Raw genomic sequence first — 23,298 nt, 5'->3', positions numbered from 1 at the left:
AACATGGCCCGGTTCAGCCTGCTGCTGCTGGGTCTGCTGCTTGGTCTGCTGTTCTGCGGTTCAGCTCTCGCACCCGACCTGTTGGCAGACGACAGGCTGATGGCGTCCGCCAGCGGCCGGATCAATCACGCCGGTTTCCGCAACCGTTCCCACTGCACCGGTTTCGTGGTCGAGGGCGGCCATGTCGTGACCGCGGCCCACTGCATGCCCGGCTGGGACGGGGAGCAGGTGCACTTCCTGCGCGGCTATGACCGGGGCGACCTGGCGCAGCATGTCTCCGCGCCGCGCGCTGCATGGCACATCATTCGCGGGCGCGATATCGCAGTCCTGTGCAATGCCGCACCGGACGCCCCCGCATTCGTCCTGGGGGACAGCGACAGGCGGATCGCGCCGGGCGACGACCTGCTGATTCCCGGCTACGCCATTCCGCGAGCACACATGCTGCAACAGCATCATTGCCATCTCTGGAAGCTGGAGGCCGGCGGCGGGATACGTGTGGCCTGTCCGGTCCGGCCCGGAACCTCCGGCGCGCCGGTTCTGCAAGCGGTCGCGGAGGGCTACCGCGTGGTAGGCGTGATGTCGGCCAGCAGCCGGACGGCGGCGCGGGCAGACGCGCTGGATGCCGACGTGCTGGCACCCTGTTCGGTGCCGTGAAAACCATGCAATGATCCGCGAACGGGTCGTCGAACGGGTCGCGCAACGGCGTGAACAGATCGTACTGACAGGAGTGCCGGATGCTGGGTGAATTGCGGGAGCGGATGCGGACACAGTTGCGCGCCGAGGAGGTCGGTGCCGTCGGGCACCTGGCCGCGCAGGCGAACCTGACCGAGGCTGACCGCGCTGCCATTTCCGACCGTGCCGCCGCCCTGGTGCGTGCTGTCCGCTCCGGCGGTGCGCCCACCATGATGGAGAGCTTCCTGGGCGAATACGGCCTGTCCACCAGCGAGGGCGTGGCCCTGATGTGCCTGGCGGAGGCGATGCTGCGCGTGCCGGACGCTGAGACCATCGACGACCTGATCCAGGACAAGATCGTGCCGCATGACTGGGCCGCGCATGTCGGCGATTCCGGGTCGCTGATGGTCAATGCATCGACCTGGGCGCTGATGCTGACCGGGCATATGCTGGATGATCGGGAGGGCGGCGTGGTCGCCACCCTGCGCGGGATGGTGCGCCGTCTGGGGGAGCCGGTGATCCGTACCGCCGTCACCCGCACGATGCAGGAGATGGGTAACCAGTTCGTCCTGGGCCGCACCATCAACGAGGCGATCAAGCGCGCCGACCGCATGATCGCGAAGGGCTATCGCTATTCCTTCGACATGCTGGGGGAGGCAGCGCTGACCGCCGATGACGCCGACCGCTATCACGCGTCCTATGCCAACGCGATCGATCGACTGGCGGAACATGGCCGCAATTCCGGCATGCATGAAAGCACGGGAATTTCCGTCAAGCTCTCGGCGCTGCATCCGCGCTACGAGTTCGCGCAGCGGGCGCGGGCGGTGCCCGAACTGGCCGCCCGGACGCTGGAACTTGTCCGCGCGGCACGGGATGCCGGCATGGGCTTCAACATCGATGCGGAGGAGGCGGACCGCCTCGATACCTCCCTGGACGTGATCGAGCAGATACTGCGTGACCCCTCGCTGGAAGACTGGGATGGCTTCGGTGTCGTCGTGCAGGCCTATGGGCCGCGCGCCCATGCCGTCATCGACTGGCTGCATGCGCTGGCCACCGAGCTTGATCGCCGCATCATGGTGCGCCTGGTGAAGGGGGCCTACTGGGACACGGAGATCAAGAAGGCCCAGGTCATGGGGCTGGATGGTTTCCCCGTGTTCACCCGGAAGATCCATACCGACATCAGCTACCTGGCCTGCGCCCGCAAGCTGCTGGACGCGCGGGACCGGATCTACCCGCAGTTCGCGACCCACAATGCCCACACGGCGGCGGCAGTGCTGCATCTGGCGGGCGAGGAACGCAGCGGTTTCGAGTTCCAGCGTCTGCATGGCATGGGGGAACGGCTGCACGACATCCTGAAGTCCGAGAGCGGCGTGCCCTGTCGCATCTATGCGCCGGTGGGCGCGCACAGCGACCTGCTGGCCTATCTGGTGCGGCGGCTGCTGGAGAACGGGGCCAATTCCTCCTTCGTGCATCAGATCGTCGATCCCGCCATCGCGCCGGAGACAATCGCCGCCGATCCGATGCTCGGGATTGCGGACGGCATCACGGCCAATCCTGCGATCCGGCGGCCCGCGGACCTGTTCCGGCCGGCGCGGGCCAACTCGGTCGGTATCGACCTGACCGACCCGGTCACCGTGGCAAGGGTCGAGGCTGGCCGCGCCCCCTTCGCCGCGCCTTTCGTCTGGCAGGCTGGGGCGGGAACGGCAGGCAGCCGTGATGTCACCAATCCGGCGCGACCGGATGAGGTCGTGGGACAGGTGGCGGAAGCGAACGCGGCGGATGCCGTCGCGGCCATCGCCAAGGCGGCGGAAGTGTTCCCGGACTGGTCGGCAACACCGGTTGCGGAGCGCGCGGCAATGCTGCGTCGCGCCGCTGACCTGTATGAGGAGCACATGATCGAGTTCATGGCGCTCGCCACGCGGGAGGCCGGGAAGTCGCAGCTTGATGGCGTTGCGGAGGTGCGGGAGGCCGTGGATTTCCTGCGCTATTACGCCGACCAGTCGGTTGTGGCGGAGCAGGAGGGCACGGCGCGTGGCGTGATCGTCTGCATCTCGCCCTGGAACTTCCCGCTGGCCATCTTCACCGGGCAGGTGGCGGCGGCACTCGTCACCGGCAATGCGGTGATCGCGAAGCCTGCGGAGCAGACGCCGCTGATCGCGGCACGCGCGGTGGCGCTGCTGCATCAGGCGGGCATTCCGGGCGACGCACTGCAGCTTGTCTGTGGTGATGGCCCGTCCGTCGGGCAGCCGCTGACCGCTGACCCGCGCATCGCAGGGGTCTGTTTCACCGGCTCCACCGAGGTGGCGCGGATGATCGAGGGGCAACTGGCCGAAACCGCACCCGCCGCGATGCTGATCGCGGAGACTGGTGGCCTGAACGCGATGATCGTGGATTCGACGGCCCTGCCGGAACAGGCGGTGCGCGATATCGTGGCCAGTTCGTTCCAGAGCGCGGGCCAGCGCTGCTCTGCCCTGCGCATGCTCTATGTGCAGGAGGATGTGGCCGACCGGATTCTGGAGATGCTTGCCGGTGCCATAGATGCACTCAGCGTCGGTGATCCCTGGGACCTGAGCACGGATGTGGGACCGGTGATCGACGAGGACGCGCGGTCGGGCATCGCGGACTATTGCGCGGCGCAGGCTCAGGCGGGAAAGCTGGGCAAGCAGCTGGATGTGCCGGACACGGGGCTGTTCGTGCAGCCGTCCATCGTCCGTGTCTCCGGCATCGAGGCGCTGGAGCGGGAGGTCTTCGGGCCGATCCTGCATGTGGCCACCTTCCGCGCCGGGGACCTGGGGAAGGTCGTGCAGGCGATCAATGGCCGGGGCTACGGGCTGACCTTTGGCGTGCATACACGGATCGACCGGCGGGTGCAGCAACTGGTGGATTCCATCGCCGTCGGCAACGTCTATGTGAACCGCAACCAGATCGGTGCCATCGTCGGATCGCAGCCCTTCGGCGGTGAGGGTCTGTCGGGTACCGGGCCGAAGGCCGGCGGGCCGCACTATCTCTCCCGCTTCCGGATGCAGCGGGCCGAGGCGCCGGCGGCGCAGATGGCGCCCGCGCTTGACTGGGCCACTGTGCGCAGGGCGCTCTCCGATCTGCAGAAACTGAAGGCCGGTGGCCGTGGCGACGGCCGTGGCGACGAAGTCCTCGCCGCCCTGCGCACCGCCCTGCGCGGTCGGGCACGTCAGGCCATGACCGCTGCGGCGGCGCTGGACATGGGGCCGGTCGATCTGCCGGGGCCGACGGGGGAGGCAAATTACCTCTGGCTGCATCCGCGCGGTACGGTGCTCTGCCTGGGTCCCGATGCCGACACGGCGCTGGATCAGGCCGTGCAGGCCCTGCGCGCAGGCAATCGGGTGCTGGCCATTGCGCCGGAGGTCTCGGCCCGCATCCGACCGCTCGCCCAGGCCGGGCTCCCGGTCGTGGCACTGGACGGTACCATCGCACCGGATTTCCTGACCGACATGGAAATCGATGCCGTGGCCTGCGCGCCCGGTGATCCGGCATACCGCAAGGCGATGGCAAGGCGCGACGGGGCGCTGCTGCCCGTGATCGACAGCCGGATCTGCCCGCAGGCCTATGCGCACGAGCGTGCGATCTGTGTCGATACGACGGCGGCGGGCGGCAATGCCGACCTGCTTGCCTCCGCCTGAAAACGGGAGCAGCAGAACAATGAGCATGGATCGGATCGTCATCGCGGGGGGCGGTATCGGCGGACTGGCCACGGCGATCGGGCTGGCGCAGCAGGGTGTCCGCTCCATCGTGCTGGAGAAGGCGGCGGAACTGGGGGAGATCGGGGCGGGCATCCAGTTGGGGCCGAACGCGTTTCACGCCTTTGACTACCTGGGGGTCGGCGATGCGGCACGGGCCATGGCGATCTACATCGACAACCTGCGCCTGATGGACGCCCTGAGCGGGGAGGAGATCACCCGCATCCCGCTGGATGACGCCTTCCGGGCGCGGTTCCGCAACCCCTACGCCGTGGTGCATCGCGGTGACCTGCACGGCGTCTTCCTGAAGGCCTGCATCGATCATGATCTGGTGGAACTGCGCACCAGCGCGGGTGTCGCGGGCTATGCGCAGGATGGCACGACGGCGACAGCCCTGCTGGAGAATGGGGAGCAGGTCACCGGCCAGGCGCTGATCGGGGCCGATGGACTTTGGTCGAACATCCGCCAGCAGTTGGTGGGGGACGGCGCGCCCCGCGTCTCCGGCCATACCACCTATCGCAGTGTGATTCCGGTGGAGCAGATGCCGGAGGACCTGCGCTGGAACGCGGCGACGCTCTGGGCCGGGCCGAAGTGCCATATCGTTCACTATCCGCTGTCCGGCTGGAAGCTCTTCAATCTGGTCGTCACCTATCACAATGATGCGCCGGAACCCGTGGCGGGCCTGCCTGTCAGCCGCGACGAGGTGGAGAAGGGATTCGAGCATGTCAGCCCTGTCGCGCGCCAGATCATCGAGCGTGGCAAGGACTGGAAACTCTGGGTGCTTTGCGACCGTGACCCGGTCATGGACTGGGTGGACGGGCGGGTTGCGCTGCTGGGCGATGCGGCGCACCCGATGCTGCAGTATTTCGCACAGGGTGCCTGCATGGCGATGGAAGACGCGGTCTGCCTGTCGCATGAAGTGGGGCAAGGGGGCGATATCGATCAGGCTCTGGTGAACTATCAGAACCGGCGCCGGCTGCGCACCGCACGCGTGCAGTTGCAGTCGCGTGAGATCGGTGAGCACGTCTATCATCCGGCAGGTGCCCATGCCGCCCTGCGGAACACTGTGATGAACGCCAGAACGCCTTCGGACTGGTACGATCAGATCGACTGGCTCTATGGCAGCACCGGCCTGGAAGGTGCAGTCTCGGGCGAGACCCGAAACCGGGAGCAGAAAGCCAAATAATTCTTGCAGTATTGTGCAAAAATGCGCAAAAGACGCATTATCATGCAATAAAAATAGGTCAACAGGGAGAAGACAATGACCATGTACCGATCACTCATGAATCTCGCGGGCGGTGCCGCGCTGGCGCTGGGCCTCGCGTCCGCCGCAACAGCCGCCGACTATGAGTACAACCTGCAGAGCTTCCTGCCGGCGCAGGCCACGATTCCTGCGGACATCATCGATGTCTGGGCCGACAGGATCGAGGCTGCCTCCGGTAACCGCATCAAGATCAACCGCTTCCCGTCCATGCAGCTCGGCGGCAAGCCGCCGCAGCTCATCGACCAGGTGCTGGATGGCGCCATCGACATGACCTGGAACGTGGTCGGCTATACGCCGGGCCGCTTCCCGTCGACGGAAGTGTTCGAACTGCCCTTCATCGTCAATGACGCGCGTGCAGCCTCCGCCGCGTTCTGGACCATGATGAAGGAGCATATGGAGAACACCGAGTTCAAGTCGATGAAGGTGCTCGGCACCTGGGTCCACGGACCTGGCATGATCCACACCAACAAACCCGTCGTGACCCCGTCGGACCTGGACGGCATGAAGATCCGTGGCGGCTCCCGTCAGGTCAACGCGCTGCTGAACCAGCTTGGTGCGACGCCGGTCGGCATGCCGGTTCCGGCAGTGCCGGAGGCGCTGTCGAAGGGCGTTATCGACGGCACCACGATCCCCTGGGAAGTCACGCGCGCCCTGAAGGTGCCGGAGCTTGTACAGAACCACACCGAGTTCACCGGCCCGATGCTCTACACCATCACGTTCGTTCTGGTCATGAACAAGGACAAGTTCAACGAGCTGCCAGCGGACCTGCAGAAGGTCATGGATGACAATTCCGGCATGGATTTCTCGGTCTTCGCCGGCGGCACGCAGTCCGATGCCGATGGTCCGTCCCGCCAGCTTGCGGTGGATCGTGGCAACAACATCATCACCCTCGACGCCGCCCAGTCCGCTGCATGGGCGGCGGCTGCGGCCCCGGTCTATGACACCTGGCTGGCAGAGATGAAGGACCGTGGCATCGACGGTCAGGCTCTGATCGACCAGGCCAAGGCGCTGATGGCGGCCTACAAGTAGGTCAAAGGCGTAGAACGGAACAGACGGGCCGCGCGGGACTTCTGCGCGGCCCGTCCATTCCGGCCTGACGGGAGTGTGTGATGCACAGGGCAATGGCGGTACTGGCCAGGAACATGGCCATACTTGGCGGCATCGTGCTGGGATTGCTGATCCTGCTGGTCTGCGCCTCGGTACTGGGGCGCAGCCTCAACGGCTTCCTGCATACGGTGCTGTCGCCTGTTGCGCCCGACCTGGCGCAGGCCCTGCTCGACACCGGCGTTGGCCCGATCAACGGTGATTTCGAACTGGTGGAGGCGGGCATTGCCTTTGCCATCTTCGCCTTCCTGCCGCTGTGCCAGATCACCGGCGGGCATGCCACCGTGGACATCTTCACCAATTTCCTGCCGCGCCGCGCGAACCGTGGACTGCGCATGGTGACGGAAGTCATCTTCGCGGCGGTCCTGATCGTGATCGCCTGGCGCCTGTTCGAGGGCATGTGGTCCAAGATGAGCTACGGCGAAACGACCTTCCTGCTGCAGTTCCCGATCTGGTGGGCCTATGCAGCCAGTTTCGCCGGCGCGGTCGTTGCCGCGCTGGTGGGGACCTATACGGCCATCGTCCGCAGCTATGAGATGTTCAGCGGGCAGACGATCCTGACCGACGGGCCGGAGACGGACCATTGAGCAATCTCGATATCGGTCTGCTGTCGTTTCCGGCACTCATGGTGCTCATCTTCATCCGGGTGCCCATCGGCCTGGCCATGTTCCTGGTCGGGCTGGTCGGCCTCTATGCCGTTACCGGCAGCTTCAACCTGCCGCTGGCACGACTGAAGAGCGAGACCTATTCGACCTTCGCCAGCTATTCCCTGTCCATCGTGCCGATGTTCCTGCTGATGGGCCATTTCGCGACGCTTGGCGGACTGTCCACGGCCCTGTTCAAGGCGGCGGAGAGCTTCCTCGGGCACCGGCGGGGCGGCATTGCCATGGCGGCCATCGGGGCCTGCGCCGGGTTCGGGGCAATCTGCGGTTCCTCCCTCGCGACCGCGGCAACGATGAGCCGCGTGGCGCTGCCTGAGCTGCGGCGCTATGGCTACTCGGGCGGGTTCTCGACCGCCACGCTGGCCGCAGGCGGCACCCTCGGCATCCTCATTCCGCCGTCGGTCGTGCTGGTGATCTACGCGATCCTGACGGAGCAGAACATTGCCAAGCTGTTCCTCGCCGCCTTCATCCCCGGCATCCTGGCGGCACTTGGCTACATGGTCGCGGTATCGATCTACGTCCGCCTGCATCCGGATCAGGCCGGTGTGGCGGCGCGTGTGCCCTGGGCGGAACGACTGACCGCGCTGGTCGCGGTCTGGCCGGTGCTGCTGGTCTTCGGTCTGGTGGTCGGGGGCATCTATCTCGGCTGGTTCACACCGACCGAAGGTGCGGCTGTCGGCGCGGCGGGAACCGGGCTGATTGCCTGGCTGAACGGCGGCCTTGGCCGACGCAGCCTGATGGACAGCTTCCTGGTGACCGCCCGCTCCACAGCCATGATCTTCTTCATCGTGCTGGGCGCGGCCTTCTACAACGGTTTCCTGGCCCTGACACAGGTGCCGCAGGAACTCTCCAGCATGGTTGTTTCCCAGGGGCTCAGCCCATGGACCGTGCTGACCGTCATCCTGATCTTCTATCTGATCATGGGGTGTCTGATGGACAGCCTGAGCATGATCCTGCTGACCGTTCCGATCTTCTTCCCGGTGATCAGCGAACTGGACTTCGGCATGTCGCCGGAGCATGTGGCGATCTGGTTCGGCATTCTGGTGCTGATCGTCGTGGAAGTCGGGCTGATCACACCGCCGGTGGGGCTCAATCTGTTTGTCATCAACGCCATGGATCCGAAGACGCCGTTGGTCGAGACCTATCGCGCCGTGATCTATTTCGTGGGCACGGACCTCTTTCGGGTCGTGCTTCTGGTGCTGTTTCCATCGATCACGCTGTTCCTGATCTAGAGCGGGACGGGATGTGCATGAAAATGCACATGACAAAGAGTGTGAGTTGAATTGAATTTCGGTTTTGCATTATAAAGCATAAAGCAACGTCTCGGGAGGATGGTCATGTCGGAGAATCAGAATGCGTCAGTCTGGCTGGTGGACCGCCATCTGGAGGAGGGGCGCGCCGGCAAGCAGGCGTTTCGCGAAGCGGCAGGCGCCAGGCGCAGCCTGACCTACGGAGAACTGGCGCAACGCACGAACCAGGTCGCGGGTGCGTTCGCCCGTGCGGGCATCGCGCGTGAGGAGCGTGTCGCCTGTCTGATCCTGGATCAGATCGAATATCCCGAGATCTTTCTGGGGGCGATGAAGGGCGGCGTCATTCCCGTGGCGCTGAACACGCTGCTCTCGACATCTGTCTATGATGTCATCCTGCGCGACAGCCGGGCCGCGTGCCTGATGGTCTCCGCCGAGCTCTTCGAGGTCGTGAAGCCTGCGATCAGCGGCAATCCGTGGCTGCGCCAGGTGATTGTCATCGGCGGTGACGCGCCGGAAGGCACGGTCAGCTATGACGCCTTCATGGAGGGCGCGCCGGAGATGAGCGCCATCGACGTTTCGGCGGACGAGGGGGCCTTCTGGCTCTATTCCTCGGGGTCCACGGGCCAGCCCAAGGGCGTGCGTCATGTCCATGGCAGCCTGCGTGCGACTGCGGAAACCTATGGCCTGCAGGTGCTGGGCATTCGCGAGGATGACGTCGTCTATTCGGTCGCCAAGATCTTCTTCGCCTATGGCCTCGGCAATGCGGTGACATTCCCGCTTTCCGTGGGCGCGACCACGGTCCTGTTCAATGGCCGTCCGACGCCGGAAACCACGCTGGAGATCATCGCGAAGGAGCAACCGACGATCTTCTGCGGTGTGCCGACACTCTACGCGGCGACCATTGCCGAACTGGAGAAGATGGCGCGGCCCGAGTCTTCCCTGCGCATCTGCATTTCCGCCGGCGAGGCCCTGCCCGAGCAGACGGGCCAGGCCTGGCGCAGGATCTGGGGCGTCGACATTCTGGATGGAGTGGGATCGACGGAGATGCTGCACATCTTCCTGAGCAACCGCCCTGATGACATCATCTACGGCACGTCCGGGGTGGCGGTTCCGGGCTATGAGGTGCGTTGCGTTGACGAGAGCGGGGCGGAGGTCGGTCCCGGCGGCATTGGTGAGATGCTGGTGCGCGGCGCATCCGCCGCCGACGGCTACTGGAACCAGCGTGACAAGAGCCGGGCCACCTTCGAGGGGGAATGGACCCGGACCGGCGACAAGTACGAGATCACGGAGACAGGGCGCTACATCTACTGCGGCCGTACCGACGACATGTTCAAGGTGTCGGGGATCTGGGTTTCGCCGTTCGAGATCGAGCAGGCGCTGAGCGCGCATCCCGCGGTGCTGGAAGCGGCGGTCGTGGCGCACCGGGACGAGGAGGGGCTGGAGAAACCGAAGGCCTTCATCGTCCTGAAGGAGGGGCAGGACGCGGCTGCGGTGACCGAGGCGCTGAAGGACTTCGTCAAGGAACGGATCGGCAAGTGGAAGTATCCGCGCTGGATCGAGGTCGTGGCCGAACTGCCGAAGACCGCGACCGGCAAGATCCAGCGCTTCAAGCTGCGTCAGGCCGCCTGAGTCGCCGTGACGCAACTGCCGCCGCCTTCCGACTGGCGACCGCCATACGCGTTTCTGCCCGGCCGGACGCCGGCGCACGAGGGGGCGGAACTGGCGGTCATCCGCGCGACGGTGGACGCGGTATCGAGCGACCGTCTGACAACGACGGCAGCATGGACCTTCGGGCTTGATTTCCTGCGCGACGGATATTTCTGGGAAGCGCATGAGGTGCTGGAGGCCGTCTGGCTGGCGCTGCCGCCCAATTCGGCGGAACGGGTGCTCTGCCAGGGGCTCATTCAGCTTGCCAATGCAGGGCTGAAACAGGTGATGCAACGCGACCCGGCAGCGGCGCGTCTGCGCCAGATCGCACGGGACGGAATCGCGGAAGGTGTCGCGCGGGGTGGCCTGGAGCGCCTTGGTCTCGACCCGCTGGACATCGAGGGTTTCTGGCAAGCTGTAGAGCATGCGAAATAAGCAATATAATGCATATTTCCGCATCGCGACTTGCTTTCGATCTTTTAATCGACTGGAAAATAATAGAAATCAAAAAATGCAATATCATGCACATTTGACTTTACGTGAGGGGTTGATCGCACTATAGTGCAGGCAATGGAACTCGAGAGGAGACTTCGTCATGACCAAGGTCATCGACTTTCAGACCGACCCGTCGAAGTACCGTCACTGGCGTGTGGAATATGATGGCCCCGTCGCCAATCTGATCATGGATGTGGACGAGACAGCCGGGCTGTTCGAGGGCTATGAGCTGAAGCTGAACTCCTACGACCTGGGTGTCGACATCGAACTGGCGGACATTGTCCAGCGCATGCGGTTCGAACATCCCGAGGTCAAGGTCGTGGTCATGCAGTCGGGCAAGGACAAGGTCTTCTGCGCCGGTGCCAACATCCGCATGCTTGGCGGCGCGGCGCACAGCCACAAGGTCAATTTCTGCAAGTTCACCAACGAGACCCGCAACACCTACGAGGCGGCGGAGGCCGACAGCGGCCAGAAGTACATCGCGGCGGTCAAGGGTGCCTGCGCCGGTGGCGGCTACGAGCTCGCCATTGCCTGTAACCACATCATGCTGACGGACGACTCGACCTCTTCCGTGGCGCTGCCGGAGGTGCCGCTGCTGGCGGTGCTGCCCGGCACCGGCGGCCTGACCCGCGTGACCGACAAGCGCAAGGTGCGCCGCGATCTCGCCGACATCTTCTGCTCCATCGAGGAAGGGGTGAAGGGGCGCAAGGCGAAGGACTGGCGTCTGGTGGACGAGGTCATTCCGAACTCGAAGTTCGATGAGACCGTGAAGCAGCGCGCGCTGGAATTCGCGGCGGCCTCGCCGAAGGACGACGTAGCCGAAGGTGTGAAGCTCGGCCCCCTGGATCGCACGTTCGGCGATGATGGCTCGGTGACCTATTCATCCGTCGAGGTCGCGGTGGATCGGGCAAACCGCAAGGCAACGATCACCATCCATGGCCCCGAGGCGGAGGCCCCCGCCGACATGGCCGCATTCCAGGTCCAGGGTGATCAGGCCTACATGCTGCGCATGGCGCGGGAACTGGATGACGCGATCCTGCATCTGCGGCTGAACGAGATGGAGCTGGGCCTGATGGTGTTCCGCACCCAGGGCGATCCGGCGCTGCTGGCGGCGCACGAGGCCGTGCTGATGAATGATGCCGGTCACTGGCTGGCCAATGAGGTGCTGCGCTACTGGAAACGCATCCTGAAGCGGATCGACGTGACCTCCCGTTCCCTTGTGGCGCTGGTGGAGAACGGTTCCTGCTTCACCGGTATCCTGGCCGAGATCCTGTTCGCGGTTGACCGGTCCTACATGATGGAAGGCGAGTTCGAGGGCGATAACCGCCCCGTGGCCACCGTGACCCTGACGGATGCCAACTTCGGGCCGTTCCCGATGGGCAATGATCTGACCCGCCTGCAGACCCGGTTCCTTGGTGAGCCGGAATCGGTGGCGACGGCAGAGGCGCAGAAGGGCACGCCGCTGGAGGCCGAGGAGGCTGCCGAGCTTGGACTGGTGACCATGATCCTGGATGACATCGACTGGGAAGACGAGGTCCGGATCTTCCTGGAAGAACGCGCCAGCTTCTCCCCCGATGCGATGACGGGCATGGAGGCCAACCTGCGTTTCGCCGGTCCGGAGACCATGGAGACCCGTATCTTCGGTCGGCTGACGGCCTGGCAGAACTGGATCTTCCAGCGTCCGAACGCGGTCGGCAAGGAAGGTGCGCTGCAGAGCTACGGCACCGGTATTCGCGGCAAGTACAACATGGAGCGTGTCTGAGCGCTTGAACCCTTCACGGCCATCGCGGGACAGCCTGCGGCGACCGACTGAAAACAGGAGAGACACATGACCGATCTCATCAACGTCAGCTACGACACGCAGATCCCCAACAATGTCGGCCTGTCGTCGGACAGGAAGGTGCTGAAGGCGCTGGAACGCTGGCACCCGGGCTACATCAACTGGTGGAACAATCTGATTCCGCAGAATTTCCAGGAAAGCCCCGTCTATCTGCGCACCGCCGTCTCCGTGGACCCGAAGGGCTGGGCCAAGTTCGGTCACGTGAAGATGCCGGAGTACCGCTGGGGCGTGCTGCTGGCACCGCAGGTGGAGGATCGCAGGATCCCCTTCGGCGAGCACCTGGGGGAGCCGGCCTGGCAGGAAGTGCCGGGCGAGTACCGCAACATGCTGAAGCGGCTGATCGTCATCCAGGGCGATACGGAGCCGGGGTCGGTGGAACAGCAGCGCTTCCTGGGCCGCACGGCACCCAGCCTCTATGACCTGCGCAACCTGTTTCAGGTCAATGTGGAGGAGGGACGTCACCTCTGGGCGATGGTCTATCTGCTGCACAAGTATTTCGGCAAGGACGGGCGGGAGGAAGCCGATGACCTGCTGCGTCGCCAGTCCGGTTCGGACGAGACGCCGCGCATGCTGGGTGCCTTCAACGAGGAAACGCCGGACTGGCTGTCGTTCTTCATGTTCACCTATTTCACCGACCGTGACGGCAAGATGCAGCTCGAGTCGCTGGCGCAGTCCGGCTTCGACCCGCTCAGCCGCACCTGCCGCTTCATGCTGACCGAGGAAGCGCACCACATGTTCGTGGGTGAAACCGGTGTCGGACGGACAATCCAGGCCACTGTCGATGCGATGAACAAGGCCGGGATCACCGATCCGACGGACGTCAACCGCATCCGCGAACTCGGCGTGATCGACCTGCCGACGATCCAGAAGAAGCTGAACCTGCACTATTCGCTGTCGCTGGACCTGTTCGGTCAGGAAGTCTCCACCAATGCCGCCAATGCCTTCAACGCAGGCATCAAGGGGCGCTACATGGAGACCCGGATCGATGATGATCACCAGCTGAAGAACGAAACCTACGTCGTGCGGACGGTGCGCGAAGGTGCCGTGGTGGCGGAGGAAGTGCCGGCCCTGACGGCGATCAACATGCGCCTGAGGGACGATTACATCCGTGATGCCGCCGGTGGCGTCGGCCGCTGGAACAAGATCATCCAGAAGGCCGGTGTGAACTTCGAACTGACCCTGCCGGACGAGGCATTCCATCGCCAGATCGGTGTCTTCGCCGCCGTGAAGGCCAATCCGGCCGGTGACCTGATCAGTCAGGAAACCTGGGATGCCAGTGTCGGGCAGTGGCTGCCGACGAAGGCGGACGGGGAATTCATCCAGTCGCTGATGAAGCCGGTCACGGAGCCGGGTGCCTATGCAAGCTGGATCGCCCCGCCGAAGGTCGGTATCGACAGCAAGCCGGGTGACTTCGAGTACGTGCAGCTTCACGCTGCGTGATGCAGTGCGGGGAGGGGGCATGGTCCCCTTCCCGTGTCGCTGCAGCCGAAATCCGATCCGGAACGACGTCGATCAGGGAAGTGAGGTGACAGGATGAACAAGCCGCTGAAACAGCATCTGATCGACCCGGAAATCTGCATCCGCTGCTATACCTGCGAGATGACCTGTCCCATCGGGGCCATCGAGCATGACGACAACAATGTCGTGGTGAACGCCGAGATCTGCAACTTCTGCATGGACTGCATCCCGGTCTGCCCTACAGGCTCCATCGATGAATGGCGCGTGGTGCGGGAGCCCTATTCCCTCTCCGACCAGTATGAATGGACCGAACTGCCGGAGCAGGAGGAACTGGGCGCGGACGAGGCGAATACCAGCGTCGAGGCTCTGGACGACGCCATGGCCGCGCTGCTGGCGGAGGCGCACAAGGGGGCCGGTGGCAAGGCGAAGGCCCCTGCCTCGGCGCAGAAGCCGACGATCAACATGTACAACCTGGGCAAGCCCGCCGTGGCAAGGGTCCAGGGCAACTATCGCCTGACCGACGATCCGTCGCATGACGTCCGCCACATCATCCTCGACTTCGCAGGGCAGACCTTCCCGGTGCTGGAGGGGCAGTCGATCGGCATCATTCCGCCGGGGGAGGACGAGAACGGCAATCCGCACCTGCCACGGCTCTATTCCGTTTCCAGCCCCCGCGACGGGGAACGGGCCAACTACAACAACCTGTCTCTGACCGTGAAGCGGGAGGATCAGGGCCTCTGTTCGAACTATGTCTGCGACTTGGCGCAGGGGGACGAGGTGCGCGTCACCGGCCCGTTCGGCGCGACCTTCCTGATGCCGGATGATCCGAAGGCGCGACTGCTGCTGATCTGCACCGGCACCGGTTCCGCCCCCATGCGCGCCTTCACGATGCGGCGCCAGAGGGCGATGGCCTCCGACTCCGGAGCCATGACCATGTTCTTCGGTGCGCGTTCACCGAAGGCACTGCCCTATTTCGGGCCGCTGAAGAAGGTGCCCGCCAGCCTGCTGGAGCAGCACCTGGTCTACAGCCGTCTGGAAGGACAGCCGAAGGAATATGTGCAGGACCGGCTGCTGGCGGAACAGGAGAAGGTGGCCGACCTGCTGGTCGATCCGAATACCCACATCTACATCTGCGGGCTGCGCGGCATGGAGGAAGGCGTGGAGAAGGCTTTCGTCAGCATTGCGGAGAGCATTGGCGAGCAATGGCTTTCGATGCGTGACGCCATGCGGGAAGCGGGCCGCTACCACGTCGAGACCTATTGAGGATTGGCGACCGTCCGGGAAGGTCAGGCGGGAATTCACCACCACGATTGATCTGCATCATTGCATTCGGCGGAACCCGGGCTAATTTGTTGCACTATATTGCAAGGGTGAGTCGGCATGGCGGAAATCGCGACCTTCAGCGGAGAGGTGACACCGGTCGATGATGCGGCCTCCCCGGATCACGCGGTCGCCGATCTGATGCTGCAGGTGGGGGAGCGGGTCCGGAAGGCCCGGGAGCGCAAGGGCATTCCCCGCCGCGTGCTGTCGGAGATTTCCGGTGTTTCACCGCGGTATCTGGCCCAGCTCGAAAGCGGGGCCGGCAATATCTCCATCGGTCTGCTGAAACGCGTTGCCATGGCTCTGGACCATCGCATCGAATGGCTGGTGGGGGAGGATGATCCCTGGAGTTCGGAGGCGCTGCGGGTCGCGGACCTGTTTCGCTCCGCCGACCGCAGCACGCAGGAGGAGGTGTTGCGGGCGCTCAATCCGGAACCGGAAGCCTCCCGGCGCGCCAACCGCATCTGCCTGATCGGCCTGCGCGGTGCGGGCAAGTCGACGCTTGGCCGGATGGCGGGCGCGGCGCTGGACCTGCCGTTCGTGGAACTGAACCGCGAGATCGAGGCCCATGGCGGCATGGAGATCGCCGAGATCATGGGACTCTACGGCCCCGAGGGCTACCGCACGCTGGAGGCTGAGGCGCTGGGGCGCATCATCGCCACCCATGACCGCATGATCCTGGCCGTCGCGGGGGGAATCGTGGCGGAGCCGCGCACCTACCAGACCCTGCTGACGCGCTTCCACACCATCTGGCTGAAGGCTGCCCCCGACGAGCACATGCAGCGGGTCAGGGCGCAGGGCGACGAGCGCCCGATGGCCGGCAATCCGGAGGCCATGACCCAGCTGCGTTCGCTGCTGACCAGCCGGGAGGCGCTCTATGACCGGGCGCAGGCCAGGCTGGACACCAGCGGCCAGACGCGCGAGACCTCGCTGAAGCATCTGCTTGCACTCATCGCGGAGCGTGGCTTCCTCGACTGAGGTCCTGCCCGCCCCTCTCATGCATCTGTCGCACTGTTCCGGAGGTCGGGGTCTTGTCCACGCCACTGCGCCGCAACCCATCATTCTTCTATCAGCTGATCGCCCTGCGTGGCTCGGTGGTGCCTGCCGTGCTGCCCTACATCATCGGTTTCGCGGCACTGACCGCCGCGCTGGTCGCGGCAAGCGACAGGGGGGTGGTCGTGCCGCAGACCAGCTTTGCCCCCTTCGCGATCTTTGGCGTTGCCCTGTCGCTGTTCCTGGGCTTCCGCAACTTCGCGGCCTACGAGCGCTGGTGGGAGGCGCGAAAGGTCTGGGGCGGCGTCATCGGGCAGGTGCGCAGCATCGACCGGGACACGACCCTGTTTCTTGCGGCAGCGGCAGACCGTCTGGCGGTTCAGACCCATGTTCACGGGTTCATCGACGAGATCGCGGCGATCGGGCGTGTACCCCTGTCGCCGCACCGTCCGGCGCTTGGCCGCTGCGCGGCGTACCTGCACGAATGCGCGGAGCGTCAGCAGCTTTCCGAGTTTGGCCTGCGCGCCTTCTCGGACCGGCTGCATCACCTGGAACATGCGAAGGCCGGATTGCAGCGGTTGCAGAACACGCCGTTGCCATTTGTCTATTCCCTGCTGGTCAAGCGGACCTGCACCCTGTTCTGCCTGCTGCTGCCCTTCGCCACGATCGACATCGCAGGCTGGTTCGCACCTGTCATCGTGGCGGTCGCCGCCTATGTCTTCTTCGGCCTTGCACGGGTGACGGAAGTGCTGGAATTCCCGCTGGAGCCCGGCATGAACGCCCTGGACATCGACGGTTTCGTCGCGATCTGCAAGCAGCCGTTCGATGGTCTGAAAGCTGAAGAAGCAGCGACGCAGGCCGGGATTGCCGCCTGATCGGAATGTACATTCGGGGGGATGGTGCCGACGGAGGGACTTGAACCCCCAACCTACCGCTTACAAGGCGGTTGCTCTACCAATTGAGCCACGTCGGCTTGGTGCTTTCGACTACCGGAAAAAACTGCCAATGTCACGGGGCGACGCGCGGCAGCGCGGGAATTTTCATCGTCGGGGAGGGCGGAGACATGCAGAGCTGGCAAATCGGTGACGTGAAGGTGACGAAGGTGGTGGAGATGGAAGTTGCGGGCGGAACCCGTTTCATCCTGCCGCAGGCGACCAAGGAGGCCTGCCTGCCCCTCGAATGGCTGCAGCCGCACTTCATGACGCCGGAGGGACGGCTGATCATGTCGATCCATGCGCTGGTGATCGAGACGCCGGATCGCCGGATCGTCGTCGATACCTGCATCGGCAACGACAAGCAGCGCGCCAATCCCAACTGGACCAACCTGCAGAAGCCCTTTCTGGCGGACATGGCCGCCGCAGGCTATCCGGTCGAGAGCATCGACACCGTGATGTGCACGCACCTGCATGTCGATCATGTCGGCTGGAACACCATGCTGGTGGACGGCAAATGGGTGCCGACGTTCGCCAATGCCCGCTATCTGATGGCCACACCGGAGTTCGACTACTGGCGGGATCAGGACACGGACGAGGAGAGCCGTGTGATCTTCGACGATTCCGTGCAGCCGGTGTTCGACGCAGGGCTGGTGGATTTCGTCACGACGACGCATCAGATCTGTCCGGAGGTCTACCTGAAACCGACCCACGGGCACACGCCGGGCCACGTCTCCGTCATGATCGAGTCAAGGGGCGAGAAGGCGATGATCACCGGCGACTTCGTTCATCATCCCTGTCAGATGGCGCACACGGAATGGTGTGCGACCGTCGACTATGACCCGACGGAATCGAAAGCGACCCGCGACCGGGTGTTCGACGAACTGGCCGGCCAGCCGGTGCTGATCATCGGCACCCACTTCGCCGGTGTCACCGCCGGGCACCTGAAACGCGACGGGGACGCCTACCGCCTGGAGACCTGACGGTCCCCGGCGCTTCGGCGTGGTGCCATTACCGTGAAGGCAGGATTCGCCGGTCAAGATATTCTGCCCTCGCGGCCTTGTGCATCAGGCCGGTTTCGTGGTGTCCGGCCATGCTGATGATGGATATGTCGGACCATGCCGGGTGCATCCCGCTGAAATAGGGCATCTCGTCCAGCAGTGCACCGAGGATGCGCCTCACCTTGGTAGCGTCCATGTCCTGTCGTGCGACCAGCATTGCCGAGATCGCGAAAGTGTCGACTGTCTTGTCCATCTGGGGATAGGAACTGCGTCGGAAGCGAAAGAAATCCACGCCCGGCGTTGCGCGGACATAGGCCGCATTCGCCTTCCGTATGAAGCCGACGATGTCCCCGCCGCAACGCTCCAGCGCCAGGGCGATCTTTCCGTTCGGGACACCGGCGATGAAGGCGAATGCGTCGATCTCGCCATTGCAGAATGCGTCGAGGTCACGCGAACTCGAGATCGCCAGGGGGTGCTTGAAGTCGTCGATCGACATGTTGAGCGCGCGCAGCAATCCGTTGATGGTCTGTCGGGTTCCCGTGTTTGGCAGGCCAAGGTTCGAGCGATGGTTCACGAGATCCAATGCGCGTGTCACGCCAAGCCCGCGCCGCACGACGATCTGGAAGACTTCCGGATAGAGTGTCGCCAATGCCTTGATGCCATTGGCATCGGCGACGGTCTGTTTTCCCGAAGTCGAGGCGGGAGAGAGCAGGATATCGGCCTGCGCGATGGCAAGATCCACCTGCCCGTCAGTCAGCAGCGTCAGATTGGAACCTGTTCCACCCGTTTCCAGAACCTGACAGTCCGTGCGCTTGCCGTAGCGCCGCTCGAGTACCCTGCAGATGGCGTTTCCGGCGCTGTAGTACACTCCGGTGAGACTGCCGGTCGCGATGCGCACCTTCAGGTCAGTTTCCTTGGCCAGCACTTCCATTCTGAAAGGCGAAAGGAAGTACATGAGAATGATTGCGACAAGACAGAATATCTTCATCGGCTGAATCTCAATCGAAGTTGAGGTATTTGCGGTGGTTCGTCGTCATCTGAGTCTTGTTCAGGTTCTTCGGAAACCTTGGCCGTATCTGCGACGAACGGTCGGCTCTGCAGCGGAATCCTGCAGGCCTCCGGCGCCTGGCCCCTGACGTTGGCCCCGTCTGTCCCGATCGTCACGCGCTCGGTGCCCACCATCAGGGTCAGCGCGCCGGAGGGCAGACGTTCGGGTTCGGAGTTCGCTGTTGCACGGCAATCGAATGACACGAGAAAGAGCCATTCCATGTCGTCATGCATTTCCCTTGTCCTGAACTGGCCGTGCCACTGCTTCTGCCAGTCGGGCTGCAATTCCCGGTTAGGATCGATGGGAAAGGCATCTGTCTGACTGAATGCGGACTCCGGTCCGTACAAGGGCCGGATACAGACGCTGGCCCGCGACTTCTCCAGCCGGATCCCGTTTCCAGAGGTGGTTCGGTTCGTTTGAACAGTTTCGAGCCGTTTCTTAGGTGGATTTTCCGCTTGGTTATGCCGCCACCGGGATTGGTTGCAACTTGATGTGATATGCCTGATCGGGCGTTTGCCCTTCCAGCGATGAATGCGGTCTCCTTGTGTTGTAGAAGGCCAGGTATCGGTCGATGCCCTGTCGGGCGGCTGACACGCTTTCATAGGCGTGCAGATAGACCTCCTCGTATTTGACGCTGCGCCAGAGCCGTTCGACAAACACGTTATCGCGCCAAGCGCCCTTGCCATCCATGCTGATCTGGATGTCGGCGTCCTTCAGCGCCTTGATGAAGTCAATGGACGTGAACTGTGATCCTTGGTCCGAGTTCATGATCTCCGGCTTGCCATATCTGCGCAGGGCATCATTCAAGGCCTCCAGACACGGCGCTGTTTCCAGCGTCACCGACAGCCGCCAGGCCAGAACCTTGCGGCTGAACCAGTCCAGAACGGCGACCAGATAGACGAACCCTCGGGCCATGGGAATGTAGGTAATATCCATGGCCCAGACCTGATTGGGCTGCGTCACGGCCAGCTTGCGCAGCAGGTAGGGATAGATCCTGTGACCGGGCGCAGGCTTGCTGGTGTTCGGTCTGCGATAGAGCGCCTCAATGCCCATCGTTTTCATGCAGGTTGCCACGTGCAGCCGCCCGGCCGTGAAGCCTTCCTGCCGCAGCAACCCTTTCATCATACGGCTGCCCGCGAACGGGTAGTCCATGTGCAACTCGTCAATTCTGCGCATAAGCTTGAGGTCCGCCGCACTGGTCGGGCGCGGCGCGTAATACAGGCTGCCCCGGCTGATCCCGAGAAGCCGGGCTTGCCGTGTCAGGCTCAGCCTGTGGTCCGGGCCCGTCATTTCCTTGCGCTCGGCAACAGACCGGCCTTGTCGAGCGCGCCCTCTAAAAAATCGTTTTCCAGCGCCAGCTGGCCAATCTTCGCGTGCAGGGACTTTACGTCGATCTGCGGCTCTTTCGCGGCCTTTGGCGTGTCATCGAAGACACCCGTTACGCCCTCAAGCAGCTGATCCTTCCACTGCTTGATCTGATTGGGATGCAGGTCGAACTGCGTCGCCAGCTCGCTCATCGTCCTGTCGCCCTTCAGCGCCGCCAATGCGACTTTCGCTTTGAAGGCAGGGCTGTGGTTCCGCCTGGGTCGTCTTGTCATCTTCGCTCCTTCGTCCCGGCAACGCTGCCGGATTGGGAGCAGAAAATCCACCTAACTCAACTGTCCAGATTTGTCGGGCCACCTCTTCCCTCCCAGGGCTTCATCTTGTGGTCGGCATGGATATTCCATTCGAACCGGCGGGGAACGGTGGAACGCAGGCGGTCGTGCACCAGCAATGTGCCCGGACGCAGATACAGCAGGGTTCTCCGGGCCTCCTGCAGTTCCCCCCGGTAAGCCTGTGTGGCGTTCCCGGTCACGGCATCGTAGCCGGGACAACTGACGAAACGCTCGAGATTTCCCTGTGCCGACAGGTCGTCCCATGGCTGACCCTTGCCGCCATCGTAGGTAATGGCGTTGTGGGCAACGGTCTGGGTTGTCCAGGCAAGGTGATGACGGGATCTGAAGGTGTCGTAATACCCGGAGTCGATGGCCAGCGGCTGCTGACGACCATTGATGATGAAGCTGTTCTGGTCAGCGTGACTGTGATTGAAGGAACCGTAGGGACTGGACTTGAAATAGATCGAGAACCGGTCGGGATCAGCCAGGTCACTGTGCATTGCCACCCAGCCGATGGACGGAAAGATCGCTAAATCCGGGAGTCCCTCAATGGTCGCGGTGGACCTGTCGATAGCTGCCGGCGGGGCGCCGGCGCCGAGCAGGAAAGTCCAGCTCGCGAACTCCGCCTCCAGCTCCGGCAGTTCAGCGTCGTTCCGGACAAGCAGATCGCGCCACGCGGCGTAGAGGTGCCCGGTTTGCGGCAGGCGCGTCCGCTCGAAGAGCATCCGGATGGTCTCGGTCCAGAGCAGCGGCTTGAAGTCTTCCGCGCCATCGCCGAAGCCGCTGGTGGGGGAACCGGGCGGGATGATGTACTGCAGGAAGTTGCCTGCCTGTCGCGTCCATCCCGAACTGAAGTAGTCAGCACCCGTGACGTTGCGGATGGTGTCCCAGTACTGCAGGTTGTTCAGCATGTCCCAGGTGGCGTAATTGATGCCATTTGAGTAGCCACCATCATCGCCCCCCCAGGGGTTTCCAAATCCGGAGAAGACCGGATAGGTGGCGTTGAACCAGCTCTGCGCGCGGGGTGTTTCACCAGCCATGATCGTGGAGATCGCGAGAATGCCAAGGGCATGGCGGAAACCGTGCGAATTGTATGGATAGGCAGCGAGTGCACGGCTCTCGTCGACAACGAACTTGTCAAAGGTCTGCTGCACGCGGTTCTCGATCGCGGCGAGCATGCTGGTGCGTTCAATCACATCAAGCGCGTCGTACATGACGTCATAGGTGGTCGCGAGGGCGATGGCGATCCGCAGGTTCAGCAGGTCCGCAACCTCATCCGAGGTGATGCCGAGGGGGTCCAGACTGGTCAGCCAGTTTGCGGCAGCGCGCGCTTCCGCCAGCCCCTGATCGCCCTCCCTGAGGTTCCGTGTGACGACCCAGACCAGCAGGCCCTGATACGTCTGGCGCATGACCCGATTGACCGAGGCGCGGATGTTGCGCCGCAGTTGAACCAGCTGCTCCTGTGACAGCTGCGCCGCACCCGACCGCGACAGGGGCCCATCCATTTCCGGAAACTCGGTGTTGCCCGTTTGCAGTTGATCCAGCACCGCATCGAAGTACGGACGCTTCCAGCCGATGTAGGCATCCGCGATCATGAGTGAGCGTTGGGGGTCTGGCGGCAGCAGTCTTGGTCGTCCCCGACCTGCGGCAATGCGGAACGCGCCAGCGGGACTCATGACCTGCCTGACGGGAGTCCTCGACTCGATCTCGAACCGGCGCTCGTTCGACCAGTTGTCCGCGTCGGCATATGCCCCCCAGCGGCGCACACGCCAGGAATGGGTGCCTGGGGGGAGTGGCCTGTCGAGTGCGAGGATATTGGTTGAAGACAGTCTTCGTACCAGTGGTCCATCTTCGAGCTTGATGAAGACTTCATAGACGTCGCCCGATTCCATTTTCCTCCATCGGAATGAAGGCGGGTTCTCCGAAGGTCTGGCGCCATCAGGTGGATAGGGCCGCATTTCCCTGTCGTCGACGGGGGTCAGCCAGTCGGTGATATCTGAAGCTGATCGGGGTGAATCATCCGTCGTGCGCTGCTGGGAATGGGACACACTGGCGAATGCGAGCAACAGCAATGCAGCCATGCCGGACCACGCGGATCTGGTGATTCTATGGGCGTTCCGATCAGGCAACATGCGGTACCTCCAACATGATGGCTCCGGGCAACCTGTATCAATCGCGGTATTAGATTACCTGAGGTTGCGTCGGCGGCAAAGTGTCTTACGTTGCGTAAGTCAGTACGATGCT

General features: G+C 63.6%; 18 protein-coding genes and 1 tRNA gene. 14 read left to right on the top strand and 5 right to left on the bottom strand.

All coding sequences use genetic code 11. From position 1 onward, the window contains the following. Positions 1-3: 3 nt before the first annotated feature. From QGV54_RS11940 to QGV54_RS11880, 13 genes are all read left to right on the top strand, one after another. A complete protein-coding gene (locus tag QGV54_RS11940; protein WP_281016612.1) occupies positions 4-654 on the top strand; it encodes a serine protease in 651 nt (216 codons plus the stop codon). 80 nt (positions 655-734) lie between these two features. Continuing rightward, complete coding sequence (putA, locus tag QGV54_RS11935; protein WP_281016613.1) at positions 735-4,328, top strand: bifunctional proline dehydrogenase/L-glutamate gamma-semialdehyde dehydrogenase PutA; 3,594 nt, start codon at positions 735-737, stop codon at positions 4,326-4,328. 19 nt (positions 4,329-4,347) lie between these two features. Beyond that, complete coding sequence (locus tag QGV54_RS11930; protein WP_281016614.1) at positions 4,348-5,571, top strand: 3-hydroxybenzoate 6-monooxygenase; 1,224 nt, start codon at positions 4,348-4,350, stop codon at positions 5,569-5,571. A 75-nt stretch (positions 5,572-5,646) separates the two neighbouring features. Then, positions 5,647-6,678 (top strand): TRAP transporter substrate-binding protein, encoded by a 1,032-nt coding sequence (locus QGV54_RS11925; protein ID WP_348637609.1) that lies wholly within the window; start codon positions 5,647-5,649, stop codon positions 6,676-6,678. 80 nt (positions 6,679-6,758) lie between these two features. Then, positions 6,759-7,340 carry a TRAP transporter small permease gene (locus QGV54_RS11920; RefSeq protein WP_281016616.1) on the top strand — a complete coding sequence of 194 codons (582 nt, stop codon included), beginning with the start codon at positions 6,759-6,761 and terminating at the stop codon, positions 7,338-7,340. After that, positions 7,337-8,647, top strand: a complete 1,311-nt coding sequence (locus QGV54_RS11915; protein ID WP_281016617.1) for a TRAP transporter large permease — start codon at positions 7,337-7,339, stop codon at positions 8,645-8,647. The genes QGV54_RS11920 and QGV54_RS11915 overlap by 4 nt, the downstream gene beginning before the upstream one ends. A 105-nt stretch (positions 8,648-8,752) precedes the next feature. Beyond that, positions 8,753-10,294: a benzoate-CoA ligase family protein gene (locus QGV54_RS11910; RefSeq protein WP_281016618.1), complete on the top strand. Its 1,542-nt coding sequence runs from the start codon at positions 8,753-8,755 to the stop codon at positions 10,292-10,294. Between the two features lie 6 nt (positions 10,295-10,300). Continuing rightward, positions 10,301-10,747, top strand: a complete 447-nt coding sequence (locus QGV54_RS11905) for a DUF309 domain-containing protein (protein WP_281016619.1) — start codon at positions 10,301-10,303, stop codon at positions 10,745-10,747. Positions 10,748-10,907: 160 nt separating this feature from the next. Continuing rightward, positions 10,908-12,569, top strand: coding sequence for a 2,3-epoxybenzoyl-CoA dihydrolase (boxC, locus tag QGV54_RS11900; protein ID WP_281016620.1), 1,662 nt, complete (start codon positions 10,908-10,910; stop codon positions 12,567-12,569). Between the two features lie 66 nt (positions 12,570-12,635). Continuing rightward, complete coding sequence (boxB, locus tag QGV54_RS11895; protein ID WP_281016621.1) at positions 12,636-14,087, top strand: benzoyl-CoA 2,3-epoxidase subunit BoxB; 1,452 nt, start codon at positions 12,636-12,638, stop codon at positions 14,085-14,087. 93 nt (positions 14,088-14,180) lie between these two features. Beyond that, on the top strand, positions 14,181-15,368 hold the full coding sequence (boxA, locus tag QGV54_RS11890) for a benzoyl-CoA 2,3-epoxidase subunit BoxA (protein ID WP_281016622.1): 1,188 nt from the start codon (positions 14,181-14,183) through the stop codon (positions 15,366-15,368). Between the two features lie 117 nt (positions 15,369-15,485). Further along, positions 15,486-16,403, top strand: coding sequence for a helix-turn-helix transcriptional regulator (locus QGV54_RS11885; protein WP_281016623.1), 918 nt, complete (start codon positions 15,486-15,488; stop codon positions 16,401-16,403). Positions 16,404-16,456: 53 nt separating this feature from the next. Continuing rightward, complete coding sequence (locus QGV54_RS11880; protein ID WP_281016624.1) at positions 16,457-17,293, top strand: bestrophin family ion channel; 837 nt, start codon at positions 16,457-16,459, stop codon at positions 17,291-17,293. A 22-nt stretch (positions 17,294-17,315) separates the two neighbouring features. On the opposite strand, the gene QGV54_RS11875 is transcribed toward QGV54_RS11880, so the two are convergent. Beyond that, positions 17,316-17,391, bottom strand: a tRNA-Thr gene (locus QGV54_RS11875). Positions 17,392-17,481: 90 nt separating this feature from the next. Between QGV54_RS11875 and QGV54_RS11870 the strand changes: the two genes are divergently transcribed. Continuing rightward, a complete protein-coding gene (locus tag QGV54_RS11870; protein WP_281016625.1) occupies positions 17,482-18,333 on the top strand; it encodes an MBL fold metallo-hydrolase in 852 nt (283 codons plus the stop codon). Between the two features lie 28 nt (positions 18,334-18,361). Here the strand turns inward: QGV54_RS11870 and QGV54_RS11865 are convergent, their stop codons facing one another. The 4 genes from QGV54_RS11865 to QGV54_RS11850 form a co-directional block, all read right to left on the bottom strand. Further along, entirely contained in the window at positions 18,362-19,339 is a 978-nt protein-coding gene (locus tag QGV54_RS11865; RefSeq protein WP_281016626.1) for a TAXI family TRAP transporter solute-binding subunit, read from the bottom strand. After that, entirely contained in the window at positions 19,336-19,632 is a 297-nt protein-coding gene (locus QGV54_RS11860) for a hypothetical protein (protein ID WP_281019914.1), read from the bottom strand. The genes QGV54_RS11865 and QGV54_RS11860 overlap by 4 nt, the downstream gene beginning before the upstream one ends. A gap of 226 nt (positions 19,633-19,858) precedes the next feature. Then, positions 19,859-20,997, bottom strand: a protein-coding gene (locus QGV54_RS11855; RefSeq protein WP_281015974.1) for an IS3 family transposase whose coding sequence is annotated in 2 segments (ribosomal slippage) — positions 19,859-20,733 and positions 20,733-20,997 — 1,140 coding nt in all. Because the reading frame shifts where the segments join, the coding sequence is not laid out codon by codon here. 56 nt (positions 20,998-21,053) lie between these two features. After that, entirely contained in the window at positions 21,054-23,186 is a 2,133-nt protein-coding gene (locus QGV54_RS11850) for a heparinase II/III family protein (protein WP_281019913.1), read from the bottom strand. Positions 23,187-23,298: the final 112 nt, after the last annotated feature.

The sequence above is a fragment of the Minwuia sp. IMCC3060 genome (assembly GCF_029909435.1).
Taxonomy (GTDB): Bacteria; Pseudomonadota; Alphaproteobacteria; order Minwuiales; family Minwuiaceae; genus Minwuia.
This window is presented reverse-complemented; position numbering and strand designations above follow the sequence as displayed.